Below are 21,451 nucleotides of genomic sequence, written 5' to 3'. Positions count from 1 at the left end.
GCGGATGCGGATTCTCCTGGCCGACGACGATGAGAAGATCGCCGAGGCGGTGCGCCGGATCCTGGTGGCCGAGGGCTGGGTGGTCGACGTGGTCGGCAACGGCGCGGATGCCGTCGACCGCGCGTGCCGCCGCACCTACGACATCCTGATCGTGGACATCATGATGCCGGTGCGCAACGGGTACGAGGTGCTTCGCGACATCCGGCAGGCGCAGGTGTGGACCCCGGTGCTGATGCTGACCGCCAAGACCGGCGAGTACGACCAGGCCGATGCGTTCGATCTCGGGGCCGACGACTACCTGACCAAGCCCTTCTCCTTCGTGGTGCTGCTGGCGCGGCTGCGCGCGCTGGGCCGCCGGTCCGCCGTCGTGCGCCCGGCGGTGCTGACCGCGGGGGACCTGTCGCTCGACCCGGCCGCGCACATCGTCCGGCGCGGGGAGACCGAAATCGACCTGACGCCGAGGGAGTTCGCGGTGCTGGAGTACCTGATGCGCCACAAGGGCGAGGCGCTCGCCCGGGCGCGGATCGTCGGCGCCGTCTGGGATTCCAGCTTCTCCGGATCGGACAAGATCGTGGAGGTCTACGTCAGCTACCTGCGGCAGCGCATCGACCTGCCGTTCGGGCGGCGGACCATCGAGACGGTCCGCGGCGTCGGCTACCGCCTCGCCGCCGACGGTGGCGCTTCCGCCTGAGCCGCGGCCAGCGGCAGCGTGAGGTCGATCCGCGTGCCGGACTCGCTGGGGACCACCGCGACGTGGCCACCGTGCGCACCGGCGATCTCCGCGACGATCGCCAGACCGAGGCCGGTTCCCCCGGCCCGTCGCTCGCGAGCCGCGTCCAGCCGCACGAACCGGCCGAAGATCCGGGCGCGGTCGGCGTCGGGGATTCCGGGGCCGTCGTCGATCACCGAGACGACGACGGTCCGGGCGCCGTCGTCGACGCGCATGAGGAGGGCGACGCGGTCCTCGGCGTGCTGCATCGCGTTGTCGGTGAGATTGCACAGTGCGCGGCCGAGCTGCGCCGCGTCGCCGCGCACCCGCGCGGCGACGATGTCGACCTCGAGATCGAGCGCGCTGACGTGCCGCAGGCGCTCGACCTCGGTGAGGACCAGATCGTCCAGATCGAGGAGGATGTCGCGGCGAGCGACACCGCGCTCGTCCGCACGGGCCAGGAACAGCAGGTCGGCGATCAGTTGTTTGAGCCGCAGGGCCTCGGGGAGCACGACGGTGTGGACGGTCGCGGCGTCGACACCCCGGTCCCCGGCTGCCGCGGGTTCGACGATCCCCAGGATCGACGTCAGCGGGCTGTTGAGTTCGTGTGAGGCGTCGTTGACGAACTGGGACTGGCGCTGCCGGGAGGCTTCGAGGCGGGCGAGCATCTCGTTCATCGTCCGGGCGAGGGAATCGATCTCGTCGCCGGTGCCGGGGACGGGCAGCCGGTGCGACAGGTCGCCGCCGGTGATCTCCGCGGCATGCGACCGGAGGTCTTCGACCGGCCGGAGGGTCCGTCCGACCAGGTGGTAGGTGAGCCAGCCGACGCCGGCCACGATGAGCGGGAACGCGAAGCAGCACAGGGCCACCACCGTGATGACGGTCCGCTCGATCCGGTGCCCGGCGTAGGCGACGATCACCGTGTAGTCGCCGCCGGCCGGGCTGCGTGCGCCGGCGATGGTCGCCCGGTAGTCGGTGCCGAAATCGGCTTCGAGATGCCCGCGTCGTTCGACGACTCCGGGCCGCACCGGAAAGGCGAGGGCCACATGGAATTCGGTGGCCGAGCTGCGGACCACCCGGCTGCTGGAGTCGATGATCTGGACGATGTCGATGTCGTCGTCGGGCCGCATCATCGCGGTGGTGACGGCGGGCAGGCCGCCGGCTTCCAGCGCGCCGGTGAGCTGTTCGGCGCGGGCCAGCCCGGCGTTGGTCGCGGACTCGGTGAGGATGTGATTGAGCGCCAGCGACAGACCGGCGCCCGCGATGCCGAGCGCCACCGCGACCAGCAGGGTGGCGATCAGCGTCAGCCGGAACCTCATCGGCCGGCCATCACGTCCAGACGTACCACGTGAGCCAGGCTAGTCGGCAGATCGATCCGGGACAGCCCGCGGAGCTCGTAGCCGCCGTCGGTGACGGTCACCCGGACCTGCGCGCCGGGGACGATCCCGGCCGAGACCAGCTGGGCGACGAGGGCCTCGTCGTCCTGGGCGTCCTCGGAGATCCATCGGACGGCCACCGGGAGGGTGGCGCCGGGCGGCCCGAGCTGAGCGAGCGACGCGGGTTCGGGCCCGGGCTCGGGTGGGCACACGCCGAGTTCGTCGAGCGCCGGAATCGGATTGCCCCACGGGGAGAGATACGGCGCGTCGAGCTGGTCGACGATGGCCCGTTCGGTCGCGGTGGCGAGGGCGTTCGACCACGTGACGGCCTCATGGTGCGCCAGCGCCGCGGGCACCTTCAGGACGTCGGTCAGCAGCCGCTCGGTGAGACGGTGCCGCCGGACCAGGGCGGCGGCGACCCGATCGCCGTCCTCGGTCAATTCGAGGTACTGCTCGTCGCGCAGGCGGACCAGCCCGGCGTCGACCATCCGGCCCACGGTCTGCGTCACCGTCGGTCCCGCCAGTCCGAGGCGATCACGAATCCGCGCGCGCCGCACCGGGATCCGGTCTTCGCGGAGGTTGTAGATGGTCCGTAGGGCAGCGCCTACCGACGGAGACACGTCGGACACCGGCTCGACTTTACGGACCCCGCGGCATCGGACATAGCGGGCTTAAGCGGTCGTTAAGGTTCCGGTGACCGGCCGCGGCGGCTACCGGGCGAGGTCGATGCGCACCATGTGGGCGTTCTTGACCGGGAGGTCGTAGCGGCTGAGGCCGCGCAGCTCGTACGACTCGTCGCCGACCCGGACGGTGACCGCCGCCCCCGGCACGATGCCCGCCGTCACCAGCGCCGCCGCGATCTCGGGGTCGTCCTGGGCGTCCTCGGAGACGAAGCGGACGACGGCGTCGACCGTGGTGCCGGGCGGTCCCAGCTGATAGAGGAGGTCGGGCTCGATGAAGTCCGGCACGGGTCCGCCGATGAGCTCCAGACCGGGGATCGGATTGCCCCACGGCGATGCCACCGGGCCGCCGAGCGCCGCGAAGACGGCACGTTCGGTCTCCTCGCTGATGGTCGACGCCCAGCGGGTGGCCTCGGCGTGCGCGTGCTGGGCCGGGAGCGACAGCATCCCGGTGAGCAGCAGCTCGACGAGGCGGTGACGACGCACCCCGACGATCGCGGCGTGCAGGCCCTGCTCGGTGAGCGAGAGATACTGTTCGTGGCGGATCTCGATCAGCCCGGCGTCGAGCATGCGCGAGACGGCCTGCGTGACAGTGGGTCCGGACAGATGCAGGCGCTCCTTGATGCGGGCGCGGCGCACCGGGATGTGATCCTCGGACAGGTTGTAGATCGTGCGGAGGAACGCGCTCGTCGTCGGCGAGACGTCGGTCATGGCTGTGCTGGATCCCCCGAATCGGTTGTCTGGTGATCACCATAGCGCGGTTCGATTCATTCACCCAGACGCATGGCCGAAGGGTGGTTCAGTGATTTCACAGCGCCGGGCGGCCATGCTGAAAGGATGCGTATTCTCCTCGTCGACGACGACCGGAACGTGGCCGAGACCGTCCGCCGGATGATCGTGGCCCAGGGCTGGGTGGTCGATGTGGTGCACGACGGTGCCGCCGGATTCGACAAGGCGCTGACCGGCTCGTTCGACGTGATCGTCCTGGACATCATGATGCCCGGCCGCAACGGCTACGAGGTGGTGCGTGATCTGCGGGCGGCGCGGGTCTGGACTCCGGTGCTGATGCTGACGGCGAAGGACGGTGAGTACGACCAGGCGGATGCGTTCGATCTGGGTGCCGACGACTACCTGACCAAGCCGTTCTCGTTCGTGGTGCTGACCGCGCGGCTGAGGGCGCTGGCGCGCCGCAACGCCGTCGAGCGTCCCGCGGTGCTGACCGCCGGCGACCTGGAACTCGATCCGGCCGCGCACACCGCCGCGCGCGGCGGTGTGCCGCTGACTCTGACACCCCGCGAGTTCGCGCTGCTCGCTTTCCTGCTGCGGCACAAGGGGACCGCGGTGTCGAAGACGGAGATCATCGACTCGGTGTGGGATGTGAACTACGAGGGCGAAGAGAACATCGTCGAGGTGTACATCAGCTACCTCCGCCGCCGGATCGACACGCCGTTCGGCCGCAAGGCCATCGAGACGGTGCGGGGTGTCGGCTACCGGCTGGCCGCCGACGGGGGATGACCGCCGTCACGCGCGGACGCTGGTGATCAGCGTGTCGAGCATCTTCGGATAACCGGTGTGGTGCGGTTTGAGAAGCGACAGGTGCGTCGCGCCCGGCACCTCCACGACGCGGAGCCGGTGACCCGGGCACCGTGCGGTCGCCGCCCGGTACGCCTGTAGAACGGCGGGCGGCACCACCCTGTCCCGGGTGCCCTGGATCGCGACGATCGGCACGGTCGGGCACTGCTCGGCGGGATCGGTGTACCGGTAGCGCGCCGGGACCTGAGCCGGTGTGCCGCCGAGGAATCCGAGGACGCTGCGGTCGCCGCGCCCGGCCGCGTACGCCATCGCGAGTGGGCCGGAGATGGAGACGACGCCGGCCGGTGGGTCGGGCAGATGCCCGGACACCCACACCGCCAGCTGACCGCCCGCGCTGTGGCCGGCGAGGTAGGTGACCGGACTGATCTGCGGGAACCGCTGGTGCAGCGTCTCGCCGTACCGGGCGGCGGCGAGCGCATCCGTCAGCGTCGTCGGCCATCCGCCGCCGGAGCCGGTGCGCCGGTACTCGACGTTGTAGACGGCGAAGCCCTTCGCGGCGATGTGCTGGGCGAGAGATGCGGTCGCGTGGTAGCCGATCCGGTCGTGCCAGCCGCCACCGTGGAAGAAGACGATGAGTGGCCGCGGGCCCGTGCGCGCGGGCGGGAGGTAGAGGTCGCCGACGTTCTGCGCCGGATCGGGGTCGGTGACCGGGTAGGCCAGCGTGAGGGCGGGCGGTCCGGCCGGCGCCGCGGACGGGTGGGGCGGGTGATGGCGCGGTGCCGCGGAGCAACCGGTGAGTGCGATCAAGAGGATCAGCAGCAGGGGCAGGGCGCGGCGCATGAACACCAGAATCCCCTGCGGCGCTAAGGATCTGCTGAGCCGCTGGACGAATTGCCCAGTTCAGGCCGGTTCAAGGAGGCCTCAGCGTCGTCACAGCGCGGGCGGCGGACGGTGGTCGTAGATCGCCGATCGGCGATCGAACGTCGGCAGCAGAGGAGTCAGATCATGCCGGATCAGTGGAAGAACAATCGACGTCTGCGGCGCATCGCCGCCGGTGTCGGCGCCGTGGCGGTACTCGGCACCGGAGCGGGGCTGGGTATCGCCCATGCGGTCGGCTCGTCGGCCGCCCCGTCGGCGACCCAGCACGAGACGCCCGAACCGGGCGACATGCCGGACGCGGTCGGTCAGGCGGATACGCCCGAACCGGGAGACACGCCGGATGTCGCCGGTCAGGCCGATATGCCGGAGCCCGGGGACACGCCGGACACCGCGGGCCGCTGACCGTCGGGAAGTGCCACTGGGGCGGGCCCCGATCGGAGCCCGCCCCAGTGGTGTGCGCCGATCAGTCGGCGGTTGAGTCAGGGAGGGGGAGGGTGAAACCGACGGCCGCGCCGCCGCTGTCCGAATCGGCCACGATCATCCGGCCGCCGTGCGCGTGGACGATCTCGGTGACGATCGCCAGTCCGAGGCCGGAGCCGCCGGTGGTGCGGCCGCGCGCATCGTCGAGCCGGACGAACCGCTCGGTGACGCGGGCCTTGTCAGCGTCCGGGATTCCCGGACCGTCGTCGGACACCAGGAGGGTGACGCCGGCGTCGTCGACGCTCATCCGCAGCGACACCGCGCCCGCCGCGTAGCGCACCGCGTTGTCGGCCAGATTGCGCAGCGCGCGGACGATCTTGTCGCGGTCGGCGTCGATCCGGACCGGCACGATCCGGGCCTCGACCCGCAGGCCGGTCATCGCCCGCAGGCGGGTGACCTCGGCGGCCGCGACGTCGTCCAGGTCCACCTCGCCGGTCGCCAGGGGTACGCCGCTCTCATCGGACTGGGCGAGGAACAGCAGGTCGGCCACCATCTGCTGCAGCCGCAGCGCATCGGGCAGCATCACGGTGCCCGCGGTTTCGGCGTCGATCGGTTCCCCGGTGGCGCGGGCCAGATCGAGCAGGCCCACCAGCGTCGTGAGCGGGCTGTTCAGCTCGTGGGAGGCGTCGCCCACGAAGCGCAGCTGTTCCCGCCGGGATCGCTCGATGCGGGCGAGCATGCGGTTCATCGTGGCGGCCAGACCGGCGATCTCGTCGCCGGTATCCGGCACCGGCACGCGCCGGCTCAGGTCGCCGCCGGTGATCTCGTCGACCTGCGACGCGATGTCGTCGACGGGTCGCAGCGCCCGCCCGACGAGGAGATAGGTGAGGACCGCCATGCCGATCACGATCAGCGGGAACAGGATGCAGCACAGCACCCCGACGATCACGACCAGTCGGTTCAGCGGTTCCTCGGCGGTGCCGACGGCGACGGTGAGGTCGCCCTCCCCGGTGCGGATGCCGAGTGCGCTGCCCCGGTAGTCGGTGTCGCCGGCGGCGTGGCCGTCGTCGATCGTGATCCGTGTGCCCGGGGCGAGGGGCCTGCTCAGCGGGGTGGAGTACCGCGGATCGGTCGCGAGGAGGACCCGCCCGGAGCCGTCGATCACCTGGACCACGTCCACATCACCCGCGGCGACGAAGAGCGCACGGTCGAGGTCGGCGGGCCGGTCGGTCGCCAGCGCCGTCTCGATCTGATGGGCGCGCGCCAGCGTGGCGGCGTCGGCGTTCCGGATCAGGATGTGTTTCAGGGCCAGGACCATGACGACCGCGGCGAACAGCAGAGCGAGCGTCACCAGTCCGGTCGCGAGGAGTGTGGTGCGGACCCGGACCGACCGCGCCCGGTCAGGCAGCCAGCGGAGCATCGGCCCTGGCGCCTTCGTCGTCGATCCGGTCGACGCGGCTGATCGAGAGATAGGCGACCAGCACGACGATCACGGCGAGGAACACGACGTTCACCAGGGTCGAGCTGAGACCCAGACCGCCGGCGCCGGCCGGCTGGATCAGCAGGTCGCCCGCCGACGCGCCCAGCGGGCGGGTGACGATGTACCCGGCCCAGAACGCGGGCACCGCGCCGAGGCCCAGACCGCGATGCGCGGCGAAGATCAGGGCGATCACCACGGCGAAGATCGCCAGCGACCAGCCGTAGCCGACGCTGAGCTTCTCGGCGATCAGATCGCCGGCCGCGGTGCCCAGCGCGAAGGTCACCAGCACCGTCAGCCAGTAGAAGGCCTCGCGGCGGCGCGTCCGGATCGAGTGGATCGACAGGGTGCCCTCGACGCGGTACCAGACGACCAGCACAACCGCGAGCGCGATCGCGAAGACCGTCGTCGACGCGGCGAGCGGGACGCCCGCGACATCGGTCAGATTGTCGGTGATCAGGGTGCCGGTGACGCTGATCAGCAGCACCGCGGCCCAGTACACGGCCGGAACGTATCGGTTCAGCCGGAACTGGGCGGTCAGGACTGCGGCTAGAAGCACCACCGTGATGAGCGTAGTCCACCGCAGGCCGAAGCCCAGGTTCATGTTGAGGTAATCCGCGGCCGTCTCACCGACCGTGGTCGAGAGGATCTTGATGATCCAGAAGTAGAGCGTGACCTCGGGCACCTTGCTCAGGAGCACGGTGGTGAAGGCGGATCTCGCGTGTGTCATCGGTGTTCCTTCAGAGCGAGGCGGGGGCCCAGACGGGCGAGGAGGAGATCGACCACTGGCGGGACGAGGAGTCCGGCCGAGAGGCCGAGGAGGACGGCGCCGGTCACGTCGGTGAACCAGTGCATGCCGAGGTACAGGCGGGTCCACGCGCAGATCGCGACGACGGCGGCGCCGAGCACGCCGGCGACGATCGCCCGATGGCGCGGCCAGGTGCTCACCACCACCACGAGGAGCGCCACGACCAGCGCGGACGTGCCGGTCACGTGGCCCGACGGGTACGAGTAGGTGGCCTCGGGGGACCCGACCTGCAGGTACTCCGGCGGCCGGGGGCGTGCGGTGGCCAGCTTCAGTACGCCCGCGACGCCGGCGGCGATCGCGACACTGGCGCCGACCGGCAGCGCCCGCCGCAATGATCGGTCACGCAGCAGCAGGACCACCGCGATCACCCCGGCCGCGACGGTGGTCGCGACCGGGCTGAAGAGGTAGCTCAGATCGTCGACGAAGGTCGTCAGACCCGGGTTCCGGGTGGACGCGAGCCCGTGCAACACCGAGGTGTCGATGCCCAGCGGCCCGGGATGCGCCGCGAAGAGGCCGGCGCCGAGCACGGCGAGCGCGAAGAAGACGATGCCGAGCTGCTGCCGGCCACGTACCGATTCCATACGTCCACGGTGCGGATCCGGTGCTGAGTGAACGCTGAGGGTGTCAGGCTCCGGCCCGGTGCCGGGCCTCCTGCCGGGGCCGGAGTCGGGCGAGTGCCTGATCGACGAGCGGTGGTACCACCAGCGCGCTGCCGGCGCCCACCAGTAGTGCTCCGAGCACGTCGGTCGGCCAGTGCATACCGAGGTAGACGCGGGTCCACATGCACGATGCGATGAGCGTGACTCCGGCGATGTACGAGACGACGGCCCAGCCGCGCGGGAACGACGGTACGACCACCACCAGCAGCGCCACGACCAGCGCCGAGAGGCCGCACACGTGCCCGGAGACGTACGACGCGGACGAGTCGGGCGTACCGATCCGCAGCGACAGCGGCGGCCGCGGCCGGTCGACGCCGAGCTTGAGGACCTCGGCGACGGCGAAAGCGGCCACCTCCGCCGCCACGACCGGGAGGGCGCGGCGCGGTGAGCGGTCGTGGACGGCCAGGGCGACGCCGATCAGCAGCGCCGCCGCCAGCATCCAGCTCGGACCGAACACCGTGGTCAGGGCCTTCGCCACGCGGTCGAGGCTGGGCGTGCGGCCGTCGATCAGCCAGTGCGCGATGGACGAATCGACGCCCAGCGGACCCGGGTGGACGGCGAACACCACTCCGCCGATCACGGCCAGGGCGAGCAGCACGAGGCCCGCGGTCATCCGGGTGTTGCGAGACGAGGTCATCCGGACATCGTCGCGCATCCATGCTGAGGAAACGCTGGGTGAACGGCGGGGGTCCGCGACGCGGACGTCGGGCGCCGACGCCGGGTCAGGCGCCGACGCGGTTGCAGGCCTCGCAGACGGTGTCCGGGATCACCCCGGCGCGTTGCAGGTAGCCGAAGACCACGCAGCCCAGGCAGAAACCGAAAGCGCACTCGGCGAAGGCCGCGGCGATCAGCACACCCGTGACGATCTGCGCGGCGAGACCGAAGCCGGTGGCCGAGAGGATCAGGGCGGTGCCGGAGAACACCAGGCCCACGGTCTGCGCGAAGCGCTTGGGCGGGCCGGGCACCAGCTTGGTCTTCTTCACGACGGTCGGCACGATCACGTGCACGGCCAGTCGCCCGAAGGGGGAGTAGCGCGGGCCACCGGCGACGCGCAGCGCGAATCCGGCGGTCAGCACCGCGTACAGCCACCACTGGTTCACCACGATGGCGGCGATGGCCAGCAGGATCACCAGGCCCGCGGTGGACCGGGCGGCGTAGTCGTTGACCGGATTGGGGAACGCGAACACGCCCCGCCGTTCCACCGAGATCGACTCGTCCACCTGCGTGAACAGGTCCGTCATTGCTACCTCCATGCTTACCGAACGCTTCACGGTACGGCGGTGGCGCCGCGCACGACAGGGTTGTGCGCGCCGTGATCCGAACTCCCGCGAGACGGCGGCTTGCCTTCGACTCGGTCTCGCCCCGGCGGGCTCGCCCGGTGGTTCCTGAGCGGAGTCGAAGGGCTCAGGCGGCGTCGAAGTCGGCGATCACGCCGATGACGGCCTCGCCGTACTTGTCGGCCTTGGCCTGGCCGACACCGGAGATGCCGAGCAGCTCGTCCAGATTCCCGGGACGGACCTGGGCGATCGCCTCCAGGGTGGCGTTGTTGAACACCGTGTAGGCCGGGGCGTCGGCCTCCTTGGCCACCGCGTACCGCCACTTCCGCAGCACCTCGAACAGCTGCCCCTCCTCGCCGGAGAGTTCGGTCGCGGTCCGCTTGGACCGGCCGCCCGACGACGACCGCACCCGCTTGGCCTCCTCGCGGAAGGTCACCGTCGCCTCGCCGCGCAGCACACCGGCGGACGATTCGGTGAGGGTGAGGACGCCGTAGTCGCCGTGCGGGGCGAGATGGCCCTGCGCGATGAGCTGACGGATCACCCCCTTCCAGGCGTTCGCGTCGAGTTCGGTGCCGATGCCGTAGGTCGACAGCCGGCTGTGCCCGAACTGGGTGATCCGGGCGTTCTCCTTGCCGAGCAGGATGTCGATCAGGTGCCCGGCGCCGTAGCGCTGACCGCTGAATTCCCGGTCGAGCCGCCAGACCGTCGACAGCACCTTCTGCGCGGCGACGGTCCCGTTCCAGGTGGCGGGGGGATTCAGGCAGGTGTCGCAGTTGCCGCAGGGGGCGATCTCCTGCCCGAAGTAGCGCAACAGCTGCACCCGGCGGCAGGTCGCGGTCTCGCAGAGCGCGAGCATGGCATCGAGCAGCCGGCCCTGCGCCATCTTGTGCATCTGGTCGCCGTCGGACATCTCGATCAGCCGGCGCTGCTGCACCACGTCGGCGAGGCCGTAGGCCATCCACGCCACCGATGGCAGTCCGTCACGACCCGCGCGGCCGGTCTCCTGGTAGTAACCCTCGACGCTCTTGGGCAGATCGACGTGGGCCACGAAGCGGACGTCGGGCTTGTCGATCCCCATGCCGAACGCAATGGTGGCGACCACCACCACGCCGTCCTCGCGGAGGAAGCGGCGCAGGGTGGCGTCGCGCGCCGCGGCATCCATGCCCGCGTGGTACGGCATCGCGTCGATTCCGTTGGCGGACAAGAACTTCGCGATGTTCTCCACACTCTTGCGGCTGAGGGCGTAGACGATCCCGCAGAGCGGCACGCCGTCGTCGAACCCCTCGGCGGCGATGAACTCGAGGAGTTGCTGCTGGACGCGGTCTTTGGCCTCGATCCGGTAGCTGATGTTGGGCCGGTCGAAGCTGGCGATGAAGTGCCGTGCCCGGTCCAGGTGCAGGCGCTCGGTGATCTCGGCGTGGGTGCGGTCGGTGGCGGTCGCGGTGAGCGCGATGCGCGGGACGTCCGGCCAGAGTTCGGCCAGGTCGCCGAGCGCGAGGTAGTCGGGCCGGAAGTCGTGCCCCCACTGCGAGACGCAGTGCGCCTCGTCGATCGCGATGAGGCTCAGCTCGCCGCGGCTCAGGAATTCCCGCGCCGACTGCTGACTGAGGCGTTCCGGCGCGATGTACAGCAGATCCAGCTCGCCGGCGAGGAACGCTTGCTCGACGTCGCGCCGCTCGTCGAGGCTCTGCGTCGAGTTCAAGTACGCGGCCCGGACCCCGAGCTGCCGCAGCGCGCCGACCTGGTCGGCCATCAGCGCGATGAGCGGTGAGACGACGATCGCGCAGCCCGGGCGCACCAGGGCGGGGATCTGATAGCAGAGACTCTTACCGCCGCCGGTCGGCATCAGGACCACGGCATCGCCCCCGCCGATCACCTGCTCGACGATCTGTTCCTGATCGCCGCGGAACGCCTCGTAGCCGAAGACGGTGCGGAGCGTCTGGCGCGCGGGCGTCTCGGCGCCGGCCGAGGTTTCGACGGGGCTCAACCGGCGGCCGAGTCGTCGCCCGGTGCGGGCTCCAGTTCCCATTCGGTGGGGGCGGCCTCGAGTTCCAGTTCCGGTGCGGGCTCCGGCTCCGGTGCCGCGTCGAGTTCGGTGTCGGCGGCCTCGCCGGCGTCGAGGCCCGCCGCCCCGGCGCGCTCGGCACGACCGGCCGCCTTGGCGGCCTCGCGCATCTCGAATCCGTCGGTCACGATGTCGCCGATCTCGCGGGTCACATCGGCGACGGCCCCGGTGATGATCGACGTGATCGATCCGACACCGCGCGCGGTGTTCTCGACCACGTCCTGAATCAGATCCTTGTTTCGTTCCAGCTTGCCGACCATGGCGACTCCTTCGTTTCGCTCGAGGTACGAGGATACCGACAGGGCCCGGTGCGGACATGGTTGTCCGCACCGGGCCCTTCCCCTCGATGACTCGGAGGCGGTGGTCAGGCCACCTTCTCGGAGCGGGTCGCCTTGCTCGCGTCGTGCTCGCGCTCGATGTTCAGCACGATGTTGTTGTCATCGGCGGTGAACGAGTTCGGCAGCGACAGCTTGGCGATCTTCATCCAGGTGGAGCCGAGCTGATGACGCAGGTTGCCGGTGTTGTAGGGCAGGCCGTACTTCTCGCAGATCGCCCGGACCTCCTTGGCCATCTCCGGGTAGCGGTTGGCCGGGACGTCGGGGAACAGGTGGTGCTCGATCTGGTGGCTCAGGTTGCCGCTCATGATGTGGAACAGGTCGCCGCCCTCGATGTTGGCGGAGCCGAGCATCTGGCGCAGGTACCACTCGCCCTTCGTCTCGTTCGCCGTCTCCTCCTTGGTGAAGGTCTGCGCGCCGGTCGGGAAGTGGCCGCAGAAGATGATCGAGTACGCCCAGACGTTGCGGATCAGGTTGGCGCCGGCGTTGCCGATCAGCGTGGTGACGAAGAACGGTCCGGTCAGTGCGGGCCACAGGATGTAGTCCTTGGCGACCTGCTTGCTGGCCTTGCGCCACATGCCCTTGACCAGGCCCTTGACGTCGCTCCACTTGCGCTTGCCCTGGACCAGGTTCTCCGCCTCGAGGTCGTGCAGCATGACGCCCCACTCGAAGAGCAGCATGAGTGCGGTCGCGTAGGCGAGGTTGCCCAGGAAGTAGGGGTTCCACTTCTGGTCGCGGGCCATCCGGAGGATGCCGTAGCCGATGTCGCGGTCCTCGTCGAGCACGTTGGTGAAGGTGTGGTGCAGGTAGTTGTGGCTGTGCTTCCACTGGTCGCCCGGGCAGACGTTGTCCCAGTCGAACTCGCGCGAGTTGTAGGTGTCCTCGCGCATCCAGTCGTACTGGCCGTGCATCACGTTGTGGCCGATCTCCATGTTGTCGAGGATCTTGGCGACACCGAGCGAGGCGACGCCGGCCAGCCACACCGGCGGGATGAACGGAACGTACATCATGGCGCGGCCGGCGAACTCCAGCTTCCGCTGCGCCTCGATGATGCCGTAGATGTAGTCGCGATCGGACTGACCCAGGTCGGCGACGACGCGGGCGCGCAGCTCGTCGAGCTCGGCACCGATCTGTTCCACCTGCGCGGCGGTCAGATCGACCTCGATGACGTCGGACTTCTTGTCGCTCTTGAAGTAGTCGGTGATGTTGATGGCCATGATGGTCGCCTCTCTGAGTGGCTGGGCGGGGAAGGGGAGGGAGGGTCAGAGTTCGATGTCGACGTCGCCGACCGGGGCGCTGACACAGATCTGGATCTGCTGATCGGCTTCCGAGTCGAGTTCGCCGGTCAGGATGTTGCGGGTGCAGCCGGACTTGCGGACCTTGGTGCACGAGAAGCAGATCCCCATGCGGCAGCCGAATTCCGGATTCAGTCCGGCGGCCTCGGCCTGCTCCAGGATGGTGCGGCCGTCGTTCTCGCTCGTCGTCTCGGACTCGGAGTATGTGACGGTGCCGGTGATCGGCTGGTTCGGGTCGATCACCGGGGTGGTGTCGATGGTGAAGGCTTCGCTGTGCAGCCGGTCGGACAGCCCGCGCTCGTCGTGGTACTCGCGGACGGCGGCCATCAGCGACGGCGGTCCGCACAGGAACACCTGTGCACCCTCGGCGTCGGCGAGTCCGTCGAGATGCTCCGGTGCGAAGTGTCCGCCGTCGGCCTCGCGGGTGTAGTGGAGCTGGACGTCGACGTTGTCGAGGGTCCGCGCCGCGACGTCCAGTTCGACGGCGTAGGGCACGTCGCCGGGGGTGCGGGCGTAGTGCACGAGCGTGATCGGCTCGGAGTGTCCTTCGGCGATCAAGGTGCGCAACATTGAGATGACAGGTGTAATGCCGCTGCCGCCGCTGACCAGGATCACGCGCTCGGGGCGCGCGGCGGGGAGCTGGAAATCGCCGGCGGGAGCGCCGATGGTCAGCACGTCGCCCAGGCCGAGGTCGTCGCGCAGGTGCTTGGAGATGAAGCCGTCGTCGTGCGCGGTGACCGTCAGCTCGATGGTCTTGGTGTCCTGCTCGGCGTTGGCCGGGGAGAAGAACCGGCGATGGCGAACGCCGTCGACCACGGCGCTGACCTCGATGTACTGACCGGCGGTGTGGCCCTTCCACTGTCGCGTCGGCGCGAGGGTCAGGGTCACGGTGCGGTCGGTGCGGTGCTCGAGGCCCACCACCTTGGCGTGGGTCTCACGCCAGGTCAGCATCGGCGAGACGAATTCCAGGTAGCGATCCACCGGATACGGGGTGGCGGTCGCTTCGACGAGGTTCTCCAGGAGGCCTGCGAGTCGGCTTGCCATGATTTCTCCTTGGGCTGTGTTCCGTTTCGGTGAACGTCTGTACACCAAAAAGATTGACACATCGGCCGGTGGTCGGCAAGCGGTTTCGATTGTGTCGCCCGTCACCGCCTAGACTGAACGAGTGGCTGCAACGACCGATTCCGCTGGCGGGGCGCGCCGTCGTACCGGTCGCGGTCGCGCCGGCGCCGAGGGTGGCGGCTCCCGCGCGGAGAAGAAGGAACAGACCCGCCAGGCGCTCCTGGACACCACGATCGAATTGGTGGACGACCGTTCATTCGGCAGCCTCTCGCTGCGCGAGGTGGCCCGCGGTGCGGGGATCGTGCCGACCGCTTTCTACCGTCACTTCGCGTCGATGGAGGACGTGGGAGTCACGCTGGTCGAGGACTCGATGCGGGTCCTGCGGCGGGCGCTGCGCGAGGGGCGGCGCGATCTGGCGACGAGCGGACTGCCTCCGGCGCGGGAATCGCTGGCGATCCTGCTGCGCCACGTCCACGCCGACGAGGCCAAATTCCGCTTCCTGATTCGCGAGCAGCACGGCGGCGTCGCCGAGGTGCGCCGCGCCATCAACACGGAATTGCGGCTCTTTTCGAGGGAATTGGCGATCGATCTGGCGCGTACTCCCGCGCTGGCGAGCTGGGAGGCCGATGATCTTGAGGTCGCCGCCGACCTGATCGTGACCATCATGATGACCGCGATCGCCGAACTGCTCGACGGCGACGGCCGGCCCGGGGCGGAGAAGGCCCTGGTCGAGCGCACGGAGAAGCAGATGATCATGGTCATCCTGGGGATGGGGCAGTGGAGGACTCGATGAGTGACGAGTTGGTGGGGACTCGGTTCGGCCCGTATCGGATCGACGGCCTGATCGGGCGCGGCGGGATGGGCGCGGTGTACCGCGCCTACGACACGGTCCGCGACCGCGAGGTGGCGCTGAAGCTGCTCGGCGGCTCGGGTGCCGACGACGGCACGTTCGCCGAGCGATTCCGCCGCGAGTGCCACCTGGTCGCCAAGCTCGGCGAACCGCACATCATCCCGATCCACGACTACGGGCAGATCGACGGCCGCCTCTACCTCGACATGCGGCTGGTGGACGGCGAGAACCTGCGCCAGGTGCTGCGTCGCGAGGGTGCGCTGCCGCCGGAGAAGGCGATCGACATCGTGTCCCAGGTCGGCGACGCGCTCGACGCCGCGCACGTGGCCGGGCTGGTGCACCGCGATGTGAAGCCGGAGAACATCCTGCTCACGCCCACCGGATTCGCGTACCTGGTCGACTTCGGCATCGCGCACGACGACGCCGACCCCGGTCTGACCAAGACCGGCACCGCGATCGGCTCCACGTCGTACCTGGCGCCCGAACAGTTCGACAACGCACCGGTCTCACCGGCCTCGGATGTGTACTCGCTCTCGGCGGTCCTCTTCGAACTGCTCACCGGTCGCGCCCCGTTCTACGGTGAGTCGGTCAGCGCCATCATCAAGGCGGCCGTCCTGAACGACGTGCCCGCGCCGAGCACGGTGAATCCGGCGGTGCCGGCGTCACTCGATCCGGTGCTGGCCTGCGGGCTCGCCAAGAGTCCGGCGCAGCGCTTCGCCACCGCCGGTGATCTCGGCCGCGCCGCGAAACAGGCCCTCTCCGGCGGCGGCGTGACGGTCGTGATGCCGACCGGGGTGATCCCCGGCCCCACGGAGGTCCATGCCACGGGCCCGGAGGCGGGTGCGGCGTATTCGGCGACGCAGCTGCGCGCGAGCGGACCGCAGCCGCTCGGACCGCAGGTCTCCGGGCCGCAGGTGACCGGCCCCTACGGTGCGCCGCCGATGTACTCCGGGCCGATCGGCTACCAGCAGCCGCCCGAGAGCGGCCGCGCCACCAACTATGTGCTGGCCGGTCTCATCGGCCTGTTGATCGCGGTCCTCGCCGGTCTCGGCATCGCGTGGGGGCTGGGCGTCTTCGGCGGCGGTGGCGACGACTCGTCCGCCGCGCCGTCGTCGACCACCACCCTGACCAGCACCGTCACCCCGGACGGCGCCACCACGGTGGCGGCTCCGCCGTCCTGGTCGACCCCGTGCTCGTCGACGGAGGGAATCGGCAGCGGGGTGACGAGTTGCGAGTTCGCGGCGAGTGTCCGCGCCGCCTATCTGGCCGCGGGCCCGAAGGGTGGCGCCCGCGTCATCAGTGCCTACAGCCCGGTGACCGGCGTGAACTACACGATGTCGTGCGGTCCGGAAGGCGGCATCGTCGTCTGCCGGGGCGGTAACAACGCCATCGTCCACATCTACTGATCGGAATTCCTCGTGATCGTGCGTTCCGAACGCAAGTCACCGCGCCGCGCGCTGGCGCTGCTCGCCGTCACGGTCGCGGCCGCGGGACTGACCGCGTGCTCATCGAACGACGACGGCAAGCCCGCCGCCACCGAGATCGTGTACGTGACGGCCGGGGCGTCGTCGAGCACACCGGCGGCCTCCTCGGCGCCGGTGCCGACGCAGAAGGGCGCGGCCGGTCTGCGGACGAGCTACGCGGCGCTGGCGAAGACGCTCGGTCAGCCGGTCGGGGTCTCGATCGTGCCGGTCGGCGGCGGCGCGCCGATCGATCTGGGGGACCAGACGGCGCAGGTGGCCTGGTCGACGATCAAGGTGCCGCTGGCGATCGCCGCGCAGCGTAAGAACGGTGTCCTGGCGGCCGAGACTCCGGCGATCGTCAACTCCGACAACGACGCCGCGGAGTCGCTGTGGTCCTCGCTCGGCACCGACGCGCAGGCCGCCGCGGCGGTGACGGCGGTGCTGCGCGAGGGCGGGGACACGTCCACCACGGTGCCGTCGGTGCGGCGGCGCGGTGAGTTCACGATCTTCGGGCAGACGGTCTGGGCGCTTCCCGCGGCGGCGACCTTCGCCGCGCACCTGCCCTGCCTGCCGGACAGCAAGCACGTGGTCACGCTCATGGGGCAGGTCGCGGGCAACCAGCAGTGGGGGATCGAAGTGATCCCCGGGCGATCCACCGCGGTCAAGGGCGGCTGGGGTCCCAGCCTCGATGGCGGCTACGTGGTTCGCCAGCTCGGTCTGCTCACCCGGAAGGACGGTACGCAGGTCGCGTTCGCCTTGAGTACCCATGCGCCGGGTGCGTCGATGAACAGCGGTATCGCGGCACTCAACCAGGTCGGCACCTGGATCGGCGCTCATCTCGCCGCCATGCCGGGCGGGCGCTGCTGAATTCTGCCGGATTCGCCGGAGTCCGGTCACGGCGCGGCTACGGCTGGGTCTCGGCGAGGGCGCCCGGCTGGCTCCGGTCGGGCGGACTCCCTAGTGTTACTGCTGTTACTAAAGTGGCGTGAGGGGTAAGTGTGGTGCAGCTTCGGCGGATGATGGTCGGATTCGGTGTGGCGGCCGTGGTGACGGCCGCGGTGGTGACCGGGGCCGGGGCCGCCCAGGGGCTGCCGCTGCCGCCGCTCGGCAGCCTCGGCGACCCGGTGGTGCCGAAGGCGCAGCTCGACAAGAGTTTCGCGGCCATGTCGAAGTCACTCGCCAAGACCCTGCCCGGCCGGATCGGTCTCGCGGTGACCCCGGTGAACGGCGACGTCCCGGTCTCGTTCGGCACGCTGAAGACGGCGCGCGCCTGGTCGACGCTCAAAGTGCCCGTCTCGATCGCCGCGCAACGTGCCCGCGGCGCGGTGGTGGCGCCCGCCGAGACCCGGGCGATCGAACTCTCCGACAACGACGCGGCCGAGGCGCTCTGGGCCTCGCTCGGCGGTGGCCGGTCCTCGGTCGACGCCGTCACCGCGGTGCTGCGCGAAGGGCACGATACGAACACTCGCGTCTCGTCGGAGATCGACGTGCCGCGCAGCTACCCGGGCTACACGCCCTGGGCCCTCCGGGACCAGTCGGTCTTCGCCGCGCACCTGCCGTGCCTGCCCGGCACCGCGGACGTGCTGCGGCACATGAACCGGGTGGCGCCGAATCAGCAGTGGGGCGTCGCCAAGCCTAAAGCCAAGTCCGTGACCTCGGCGGTCAAGGGCGGCTGGGGCCCGGCCAGCGATGCCACCGGCAAGTACGTCGTTCGCCAGCTGGCCGTCGTCACCACGCCGGCCGGCCGCTACGGGGTCTCCATCGCGGCGCTGCCGGCGAGCGGGTCGTTCGGTGACGGCACCGCGATGGTCACCCGCGTCGGCAAATGGTTGCTCGCCAACCTCGACAAGCTGCCCGCGGGCCGGTGCGCGCCGCTCGCCGCACCGGCGGCCGAGGCCCCGGTGCCGGCGTCGCCCGAGGTCCCGGCTCCCGACACCTCGACTCCCACGGCCCCGGCTCCGACCGTCACGACTCCGGCACCGGAACGGCGGTAGGGGGCGGCGCGCGCCGCGGAGACCGGTCAGAACCGGCTCAGCAGCAGCGCCTCCGCCAGGGCCGTGCGGCGGATCTCGGCCGGATCGACGCTCTCGTTCGGCGCGTGGATCGCGCACCGCGGTTCCTCCACGCCGAGGAGCGCGATCTCGGCGCCCGGGACGGCCTCGGCGAGCGCGGTGCACAGCGGAATGGAGCCGCCCTGCCCGGACTGGACCACGGCGGCTCCGTCATACGCCTCCGACATCGCCGCGGTGAGCGCCGCGTAGCCGGGGCCGTCGGTGGCCGGCGCGAACGGTGCGCCCATCGCCTCGGCGCTGACCCGCAGGTCGCAGTGCCACGGCACGTGGGCGCGCAGGTGCGCGGCGAGCGCGTCGTACGCCCGCTGCGGGTCGACGCCCGGCGGGATCCGCAGATTCAGCAGTGCCGACGCGACGGGCACGACGGCCGCCGCGCAGTCGTCGATGCCGGGGGCGTCGATACCGATCACCGTCACGGCGGGTCGTGCCCAGACCATGTCCGCCGGGGTGCCGGAGCCGAGCACGTCGGCGCCGGGCAGCACGCCGGCATCGGTGCGGAAGCGGTCCACCGGATAGGCGGCTCCGGCCCAGGTCTGATCGGCGGGCAGGCCGTCGATCGTAGTGTCGCCGTCGGCATCCCGCAGCGTGCCGAGCAGGGCGATCAGCGCCGCCATCGCATCCGGAGCGGCACCACCGAACTGTCCGGAGTGCACCGCACCGGCCAGCGCCGCCACCCGCACGCGCACATTCACCACACCGCGCAGGCTGGTGGTCAGCGTCGGTACACCGACCTCGACGTTGCCGGTGTCGCCGATCAGGATCAGGTCGGCGTCGAACAGTTCCGGCCGTTCGCGCACCAGGTGGTCCAGTCCCTCGCCGCCGGCCTCCTCGGAGCCCTCGATGATGATCCGGATTCCGCACGACGCATCGTCGCCCAGTGCCCGCAGCGCGGTGAGATGTGCGATCACGTTGCCCTTGCAGTCGGCGGCGCCGCGGCCGTACCAGCGGCCGTCTCGCTCGGTCAGCTCGAAAGGCGGTGTGTTCCACAGGGATTCGTCCCCGGCGGGCTGCACGTCGTGATGGCTGTAGAGGGCCACGGTGCGGCTGCCCGCCGGACCGGGCCGGTGGCCGACGACGGCGCGTGAGCCGTCGGAGGTGACGATCACCTCGCACGCGAAGCCCAGCTCGCCGAAGCGGCCGGCCACCCATTCGGCGCTGAGCCGACCCGCTTCGGCGCGCGCGGGGTCGCCGTGAACGGAGGCGTGGGCCACCAGCGCGGCCAGGTCGGAGCGGGCGAGATCCAGATGAGCGTCGACGCGGTCGGCGAGGGGGTTCGGTGTCATCCCTCCACTGTCACACGTCGAACGCGGCGTGCATCTCCCAGTAGAGGATTTCCGCGTCGTCCGGCGCGGTCAGGGTGAGACCGCCGGCCCCGGTGGTCCGCAGGGCGTCGCCTGCGGCGAGCTCCGCATCCTCGACGACGACGACGCTTCCGCGCACGACGTACAGGTGACCGAACGGCGCCGCGGGCAACTCGATGGCCGTGCCCCGATGCGGCCGGGCGACATGCAGTGTCGCGAACCGGTTCGCGATCGGCAGCGCGCCGGGGTGCCCGGCGCGGCCGGAGGCGACGGCGACCGGTTCTCCGGTCGCGAGCTCCGCCGAGAAGTCGTGCTCGGCGTGGGCCGGTGGCAGGCCGTCGGCGTGCGGTGCGACCCACATCTGCACCACTCGCAGGCGCGCGCCGTCGTGCCGGGTTCCGGCATTGCGCTCGGAGTGCGTGATTCCGCGCCCGGCGCTCATGTGGCCGATTGTTCCGGGCCGCAGAACCACCTCGTTGCCGTACGAATCGCGGTGCGCCACAGCGCCTTCCACCACCCAGGTGAGGATCTCCATGTTCTGGTGATGGTGGGCGTCCAGGCCCTCGCCGGGATCGACGACGTCGTCGTTGTGCACCACCAGCACGCCGTGCGCGTTGCCGAACAGGTCGTAGTTACCGGTGGCCGGGAACGACTGCCACGACGTGAGCCATTCGTTGCGCCAGTGGTGCCGGTCGTCGGCACGGATGATCTCGCTGGTCATCGCGGGTCCTGTCGGTCGAGGTGGTCGGCGAGCCGGCGCATCAGGGTCGCCAGCTCGCCGCCGTCGGCGGGGGAAAGGGCATCGTGGAACAGCCGGTGCACCAGCGCGGCGTGGTCGCGGGCCGCGGTCGCGAACACCTCGTGGCCGTCATCGGTGAGGACGGCGTAGCTGCCGCGCCGGTCCTCGGCGGCCCGTTCGCGGCACAGCCAGCCGCGCTTGCACAGCTGATCCACCTGATAGGTGAGCCGGGACGGGGAGAAGACCATCCGCTCGGCGACCTCCTTCATCCGCAGGCGCCCATCCGGCGCTTCGGAGAGCAGCAGCATCACATGGAAGTCGGCGAGCGTCAGGTGTGCGTCCCGGCGGAGCTGCTCATCGAGCGCCGTGGTGAGGCGGGCGCTGGTCTCGATGAACAGGCGCCAGGCGACGCCGCGGGGGTCGGCGTCGTCGATCGGCAGCGGCTGCATGC

General features: G+C 70.5%; 23 protein-coding genes. 7 read left to right on the top strand and 16 right to left on the bottom strand.

Translation table 11 applies throughout. The annotated features are described in order from the left end of the window. Window positions 1-4 precede the first annotated feature (4 nt). Window positions 5-691 (top strand): response regulator transcription factor, encoded by a 687-nt coding sequence (locus tag ACSEEN_RS13695; protein WP_440713461.1) that lies wholly within the window; start codon window positions 5-7, stop codon window positions 689-691. On the opposite strand, the gene ACSEEN_RS13690 is transcribed toward ACSEEN_RS13695, so the two are convergent. The 3 genes from ACSEEN_RS13690 to ACSEEN_RS13680 form a co-directional block, all read right to left on the bottom strand. Then, entirely contained in the window at window positions 655-2,028 is a 1,374-nt protein-coding gene (locus tag ACSEEN_RS13690) for an ATP-binding protein (protein ID WP_440713460.1), read from the bottom strand. The genes ACSEEN_RS13695 and ACSEEN_RS13690 overlap by 37 nt on opposite strands. After that, entirely contained in the window at window positions 2,025-2,714 is a 690-nt protein-coding gene (locus ACSEEN_RS13685) for a metal-dependent transcriptional regulator (RefSeq protein WP_440713459.1), read from the bottom strand. The genes ACSEEN_RS13690 and ACSEEN_RS13685 overlap by 4 nt, the downstream gene beginning before the upstream one ends. A gap of 81 nt (window positions 2,715-2,795) precedes the next feature. Continuing rightward, entirely contained in the window at window positions 2,796-3,476 is a 681-nt protein-coding gene (locus ACSEEN_RS13680; RefSeq protein ID WP_247866628.1) for a metal-dependent transcriptional regulator, read from the bottom strand. A 126-nt stretch (window positions 3,477-3,602) separates the two neighbouring features. Here ACSEEN_RS13680 and ACSEEN_RS13675 point away from each other — a divergent pair, with 126 nt between their 5' ends. Continuing rightward, on the top strand, window positions 3,603-4,280 hold the full coding sequence (locus ACSEEN_RS13675) for a response regulator transcription factor (protein WP_247866629.1): 678 nt from the start codon (window positions 3,603-3,605) through the stop codon (window positions 4,278-4,280). Between the two features lie 6 nt (window positions 4,281-4,286). On the opposite strand, the gene ACSEEN_RS13670 is transcribed toward ACSEEN_RS13675, so the two are convergent. Further along, on the bottom strand, window positions 4,287-5,138 hold the full coding sequence (locus tag ACSEEN_RS13670) for an alpha/beta hydrolase family protein (protein ID WP_440713458.1): 852 nt from the start codon (window positions 5,136-5,138) through the stop codon (window positions 4,287-4,289). Window positions 5,139-5,303: 165 nt separating this feature from the next. Between ACSEEN_RS13670 and ACSEEN_RS13665 the strand changes: the two genes are divergently transcribed. After that, window positions 5,304-5,579 carry a hypothetical protein gene (locus tag ACSEEN_RS13665; RefSeq protein WP_440713457.1) on the top strand — a complete coding sequence of 92 codons (276 nt, stop codon included), beginning with the start codon at window positions 5,304-5,306 and terminating at the stop codon, window positions 5,577-5,579. Window positions 5,580-5,640: 61 nt separating this feature from the next. Here the strand turns inward: ACSEEN_RS13665 and ACSEEN_RS13660 are convergent, their stop codons facing one another. The 9 genes from ACSEEN_RS13660 to ACSEEN_RS13620 form a co-directional block, all read right to left on the bottom strand. Continuing rightward, complete coding sequence (locus tag ACSEEN_RS13660; protein WP_440713456.1) at window positions 5,641-7,017, bottom strand: sensor histidine kinase; 1,377 nt, start codon at window positions 7,015-7,017, stop codon at window positions 5,641-5,643. Next, window positions 6,998-7,804: a COG4705 family protein gene (locus ACSEEN_RS13655; protein ID WP_371307369.1), complete on the bottom strand. Its 807-nt coding sequence runs from the start codon at window positions 7,802-7,804 to the stop codon at window positions 6,998-7,000. The genes ACSEEN_RS13660 and ACSEEN_RS13655 overlap by 20 nt, the downstream gene beginning before the upstream one ends. Beyond that, on the bottom strand, window positions 7,801-8,463 hold the full coding sequence (locus ACSEEN_RS13650; protein ID WP_440713455.1) for a phosphatase PAP2 family protein: 663 nt from the start codon (window positions 8,461-8,463) through the stop codon (window positions 7,801-7,803). The genes ACSEEN_RS13655 and ACSEEN_RS13650 overlap by 4 nt, the downstream gene beginning before the upstream one ends. A 43-nt stretch (window positions 8,464-8,506) precedes the next feature. Next, window positions 8,507-9,178: a phosphatase PAP2 family protein gene (locus tag ACSEEN_RS13645; protein ID WP_440713454.1), complete on the bottom strand. Its 672-nt coding sequence runs from the start codon at window positions 9,176-9,178 to the stop codon at window positions 8,507-8,509. Window positions 9,179-9,263: 85 nt separating this feature from the next. Continuing rightward, window positions 9,264-9,782, bottom strand: coding sequence for a DUF4395 domain-containing protein (locus tag ACSEEN_RS13640; RefSeq protein WP_440713453.1), 519 nt, complete (start codon window positions 9,780-9,782; stop codon window positions 9,264-9,266). 163 nt (window positions 9,783-9,945) lie between these two features. Then, window positions 9,946-11,805 carry a DNA helicase RecQ gene (gene recQ, locus ACSEEN_RS13635; protein ID WP_247866642.1) on the bottom strand — a complete coding sequence of 620 codons (1,860 nt, stop codon included), beginning with the start codon at window positions 11,803-11,805 and terminating at the stop codon, window positions 9,946-9,948. Further along, complete coding sequence (locus ACSEEN_RS13630; RefSeq protein WP_247866643.1) at window positions 11,802-12,143, bottom strand: hypothetical protein; 342 nt, start codon at window positions 12,141-12,143, stop codon at window positions 11,802-11,804. The genes recQ and ACSEEN_RS13630 overlap by 4 nt, the downstream gene beginning before the upstream one ends. Before the next feature lie 104 nt (window positions 12,144-12,247). Beyond that, entirely contained in the window at window positions 12,248-13,435 is a 1,188-nt protein-coding gene (locus ACSEEN_RS13625; RefSeq protein WP_440713452.1) for a fatty acid desaturase family protein, read from the bottom strand. 45 nt (window positions 13,436-13,480) lie between these two features. Continuing rightward, entirely contained in the window at window positions 13,481-14,557 is a 1,077-nt protein-coding gene (locus tag ACSEEN_RS13620) for a ferredoxin reductase (RefSeq protein ID WP_440713451.1), read from the bottom strand. Window positions 14,558-14,795: 238 nt separating this feature from the next. Between ACSEEN_RS13620 and ACSEEN_RS13615 the strand changes: the two genes are divergently transcribed. The 4 genes from ACSEEN_RS13615 to ACSEEN_RS13600 all read left to right on the top strand — a co-directional run bounded on the left by ACSEEN_RS13615 (window position 14,796) and on the right by ACSEEN_RS13600 (window position 18,882). Next, a complete protein-coding gene (locus tag ACSEEN_RS13615) occupies window positions 14,796-15,368 on the top strand; it encodes a TetR family transcriptional regulator (protein WP_247867933.1) in 573 nt (190 codons plus the stop codon). Further along, a complete protein-coding gene (locus ACSEEN_RS13610; protein ID WP_440713450.1) occupies window positions 15,365-16,831 on the top strand; it encodes a serine/threonine-protein kinase in 1,467 nt (488 codons plus the stop codon). The genes ACSEEN_RS13615 and ACSEEN_RS13610 overlap by 4 nt, the downstream gene beginning before the upstream one ends. 12 nt (window positions 16,832-16,843) lie before the next feature. Then, a complete protein-coding gene (locus ACSEEN_RS13605) occupies window positions 16,844-17,755 on the top strand; it encodes a serine hydrolase (protein ID WP_440713449.1) in 912 nt (303 codons plus the stop codon). Between the two features lie 149 nt (window positions 17,756-17,904). Next, window positions 17,905-18,882 carry a serine hydrolase gene (locus ACSEEN_RS13600; protein ID WP_440713448.1) on the top strand — a complete coding sequence of 326 codons (978 nt, stop codon included), beginning with the start codon at window positions 17,905-17,907 and terminating at the stop codon, window positions 18,880-18,882. A 26-nt stretch (window positions 18,883-18,908) separates the two neighbouring features. Here the strand turns inward: ACSEEN_RS13600 and ACSEEN_RS13595 are convergent, their stop codons facing one another. The 3 genes from ACSEEN_RS13595 to ACSEEN_RS13585 are packed head-to-tail and all read right to left on the bottom strand — an operon-like array spanning window position 18,909 to window position 21,449. Continuing rightward, window positions 18,909-20,243 (bottom strand): M20/M25/M40 family metallo-hydrolase, encoded by a 1,335-nt coding sequence (locus ACSEEN_RS13595; protein ID WP_371307367.1) that lies wholly within the window; start codon window positions 20,241-20,243, stop codon window positions 18,909-18,911. A 10-nt stretch (window positions 20,244-20,253) separates the two neighbouring features. Then, the gene (locus tag ACSEEN_RS13590) at window positions 20,254-20,982 is read right to left on the bottom strand and encodes a pirin family protein (protein ID WP_440713447.1); all 729 of its coding nucleotides are present in this window, start codon (window positions 20,980-20,982) and stop codon (window positions 20,254-20,256) included. After that, complete coding sequence (locus ACSEEN_RS13585) at window positions 20,979-21,449, bottom strand: MarR family winged helix-turn-helix transcriptional regulator (protein ID WP_247866657.1); 471 nt, start codon at window positions 21,447-21,449, stop codon at window positions 20,979-20,981. Before ACSEEN_RS13585 ends, ACSEEN_RS13590 begins: the two co-directional genes overlap by 4 nt. Window positions 21,450-21,451 lie beyond the last annotated feature (2 nt).

Origin of the sequence: Gordonia marina (genome assembly GCF_052036135.1) — a bacterium.
Taxonomy (GTDB): Bacteria; Actinomycetota; Actinomycetes; order Mycobacteriales; family Mycobacteriaceae; genus Gordonia.
This window is presented reverse-complemented; position numbering and strand designations above follow the sequence as displayed.

Excerpts from the sequence above, each read along its gene's own strand:
- ACSEEN_RS13630 (WP_247866643.1), bottom strand. The coding sequence starts at position 12,143 with ATGGTCGGCAAGCTGGAACGAAACAAGGATCTGATTCAGGACGTGGTC.
- ACSEEN_RS13650 (WP_440713455.1), bottom strand. The coding sequence starts at position 8,463 with ATGGAATCGGTACGTGGCCGGCAGCAGCTCGGCATCGTCTTCTTCGCG.
- ACSEEN_RS13680 (WP_247866628.1), bottom strand. The coding sequence starts at position 3,476 with ATGACCGACGTCTCGCCGACGACGAGCGCGTTCCTCCGCACGATCTAC.
- ACSEEN_RS13610 (WP_440713450.1), top strand. The coding sequence starts at position 15,365 with ATGAGTGACGAGTTGGTGGGGACTCGGTTCGGCCCGTATCGGATCGAC.
- ACSEEN_RS13595 (WP_371307367.1), bottom strand. The coding sequence starts at position 20,243 with ATGACACCGAACCCCCTCGCCGACCGCGTCGACGCTCATCTGGATCTC.
- ACSEEN_RS13690 (WP_440713460.1), bottom strand. The coding sequence starts at position 2,028 with ATGAGGTTCCGGCTGACGCTGATCGCCACCCTGCTGGTCGCGGTGGCG.
- ACSEEN_RS13675 (WP_247866629.1), top strand. The coding sequence starts at position 3,603 with ATGCGTATTCTCCTCGTCGACGACGACCGGAACGTGGCCGAGACCGTC.
- ACSEEN_RS13585 (WP_247866657.1), bottom strand. The coding sequence starts at position 21,449 with ATGCAGCCGCTGCCGATCGACGACGCCGACCCCCGCGGCGTCGCCTGG.
- ACSEEN_RS13695 (WP_440713461.1), top strand. The coding sequence starts at position 5 with ATGCGGATTCTCCTGGCCGACGACGATGAGAAGATCGCCGAGGCGGTG.
- ACSEEN_RS13670 (WP_440713458.1), bottom strand. The coding sequence starts at position 5,138 with ATGCGCCGCGCCCTGCCCCTGCTGCTGATCCTCTTGATCGCACTCACC.
- ACSEEN_RS13590 (WP_440713447.1), bottom strand. The coding sequence starts at position 20,982 with ATGACCAGCGAGATCATCCGTGCCGACGACCGGCACCACTGGCGCAAC.
- ACSEEN_RS13620 (WP_440713451.1), bottom strand. The coding sequence starts at position 14,557 with ATGGCAAGCCGACTCGCAGGCCTCCTGGAGAACCTCGTCGAAGCGACC.
- ACSEEN_RS13625 (WP_440713452.1), bottom strand. The coding sequence starts at position 13,435 with ATGGCCATCAACATCACCGACTACTTCAAGAGCGACAAGAAGTCCGAC.
- ACSEEN_RS13640 (WP_440713453.1), bottom strand. The coding sequence starts at position 9,782 with ATGACGGACCTGTTCACGCAGGTGGACGAGTCGATCTCGGTGGAACGG.
- ACSEEN_RS13645 (WP_440713454.1), bottom strand. The coding sequence starts at position 9,178 with ATGACCTCGTCTCGCAACACCCGGATGACCGCGGGCCTCGTGCTGCTC.
- ACSEEN_RS13655 (WP_371307369.1), bottom strand. The coding sequence starts at position 7,804 with ATGACACACGCGAGATCCGCCTTCACCACCGTGCTCCTGAGCAAGGTG.
- ACSEEN_RS13665 (WP_440713457.1), top strand. The coding sequence starts at position 5,304 with ATGCCGGATCAGTGGAAGAACAATCGACGTCTGCGGCGCATCGCCGCC.
- ACSEEN_RS13660 (WP_440713456.1), bottom strand. The coding sequence starts at position 7,017 with ATGCTCCGCTGGCTGCCTGACCGGGCGCGGTCGGTCCGGGTCCGCACC.
- ACSEEN_RS13600 (WP_440713448.1), top strand. The coding sequence starts at position 17,905 with ATGATGGTCGGATTCGGTGTGGCGGCCGTGGTGACGGCCGCGGTGGTG.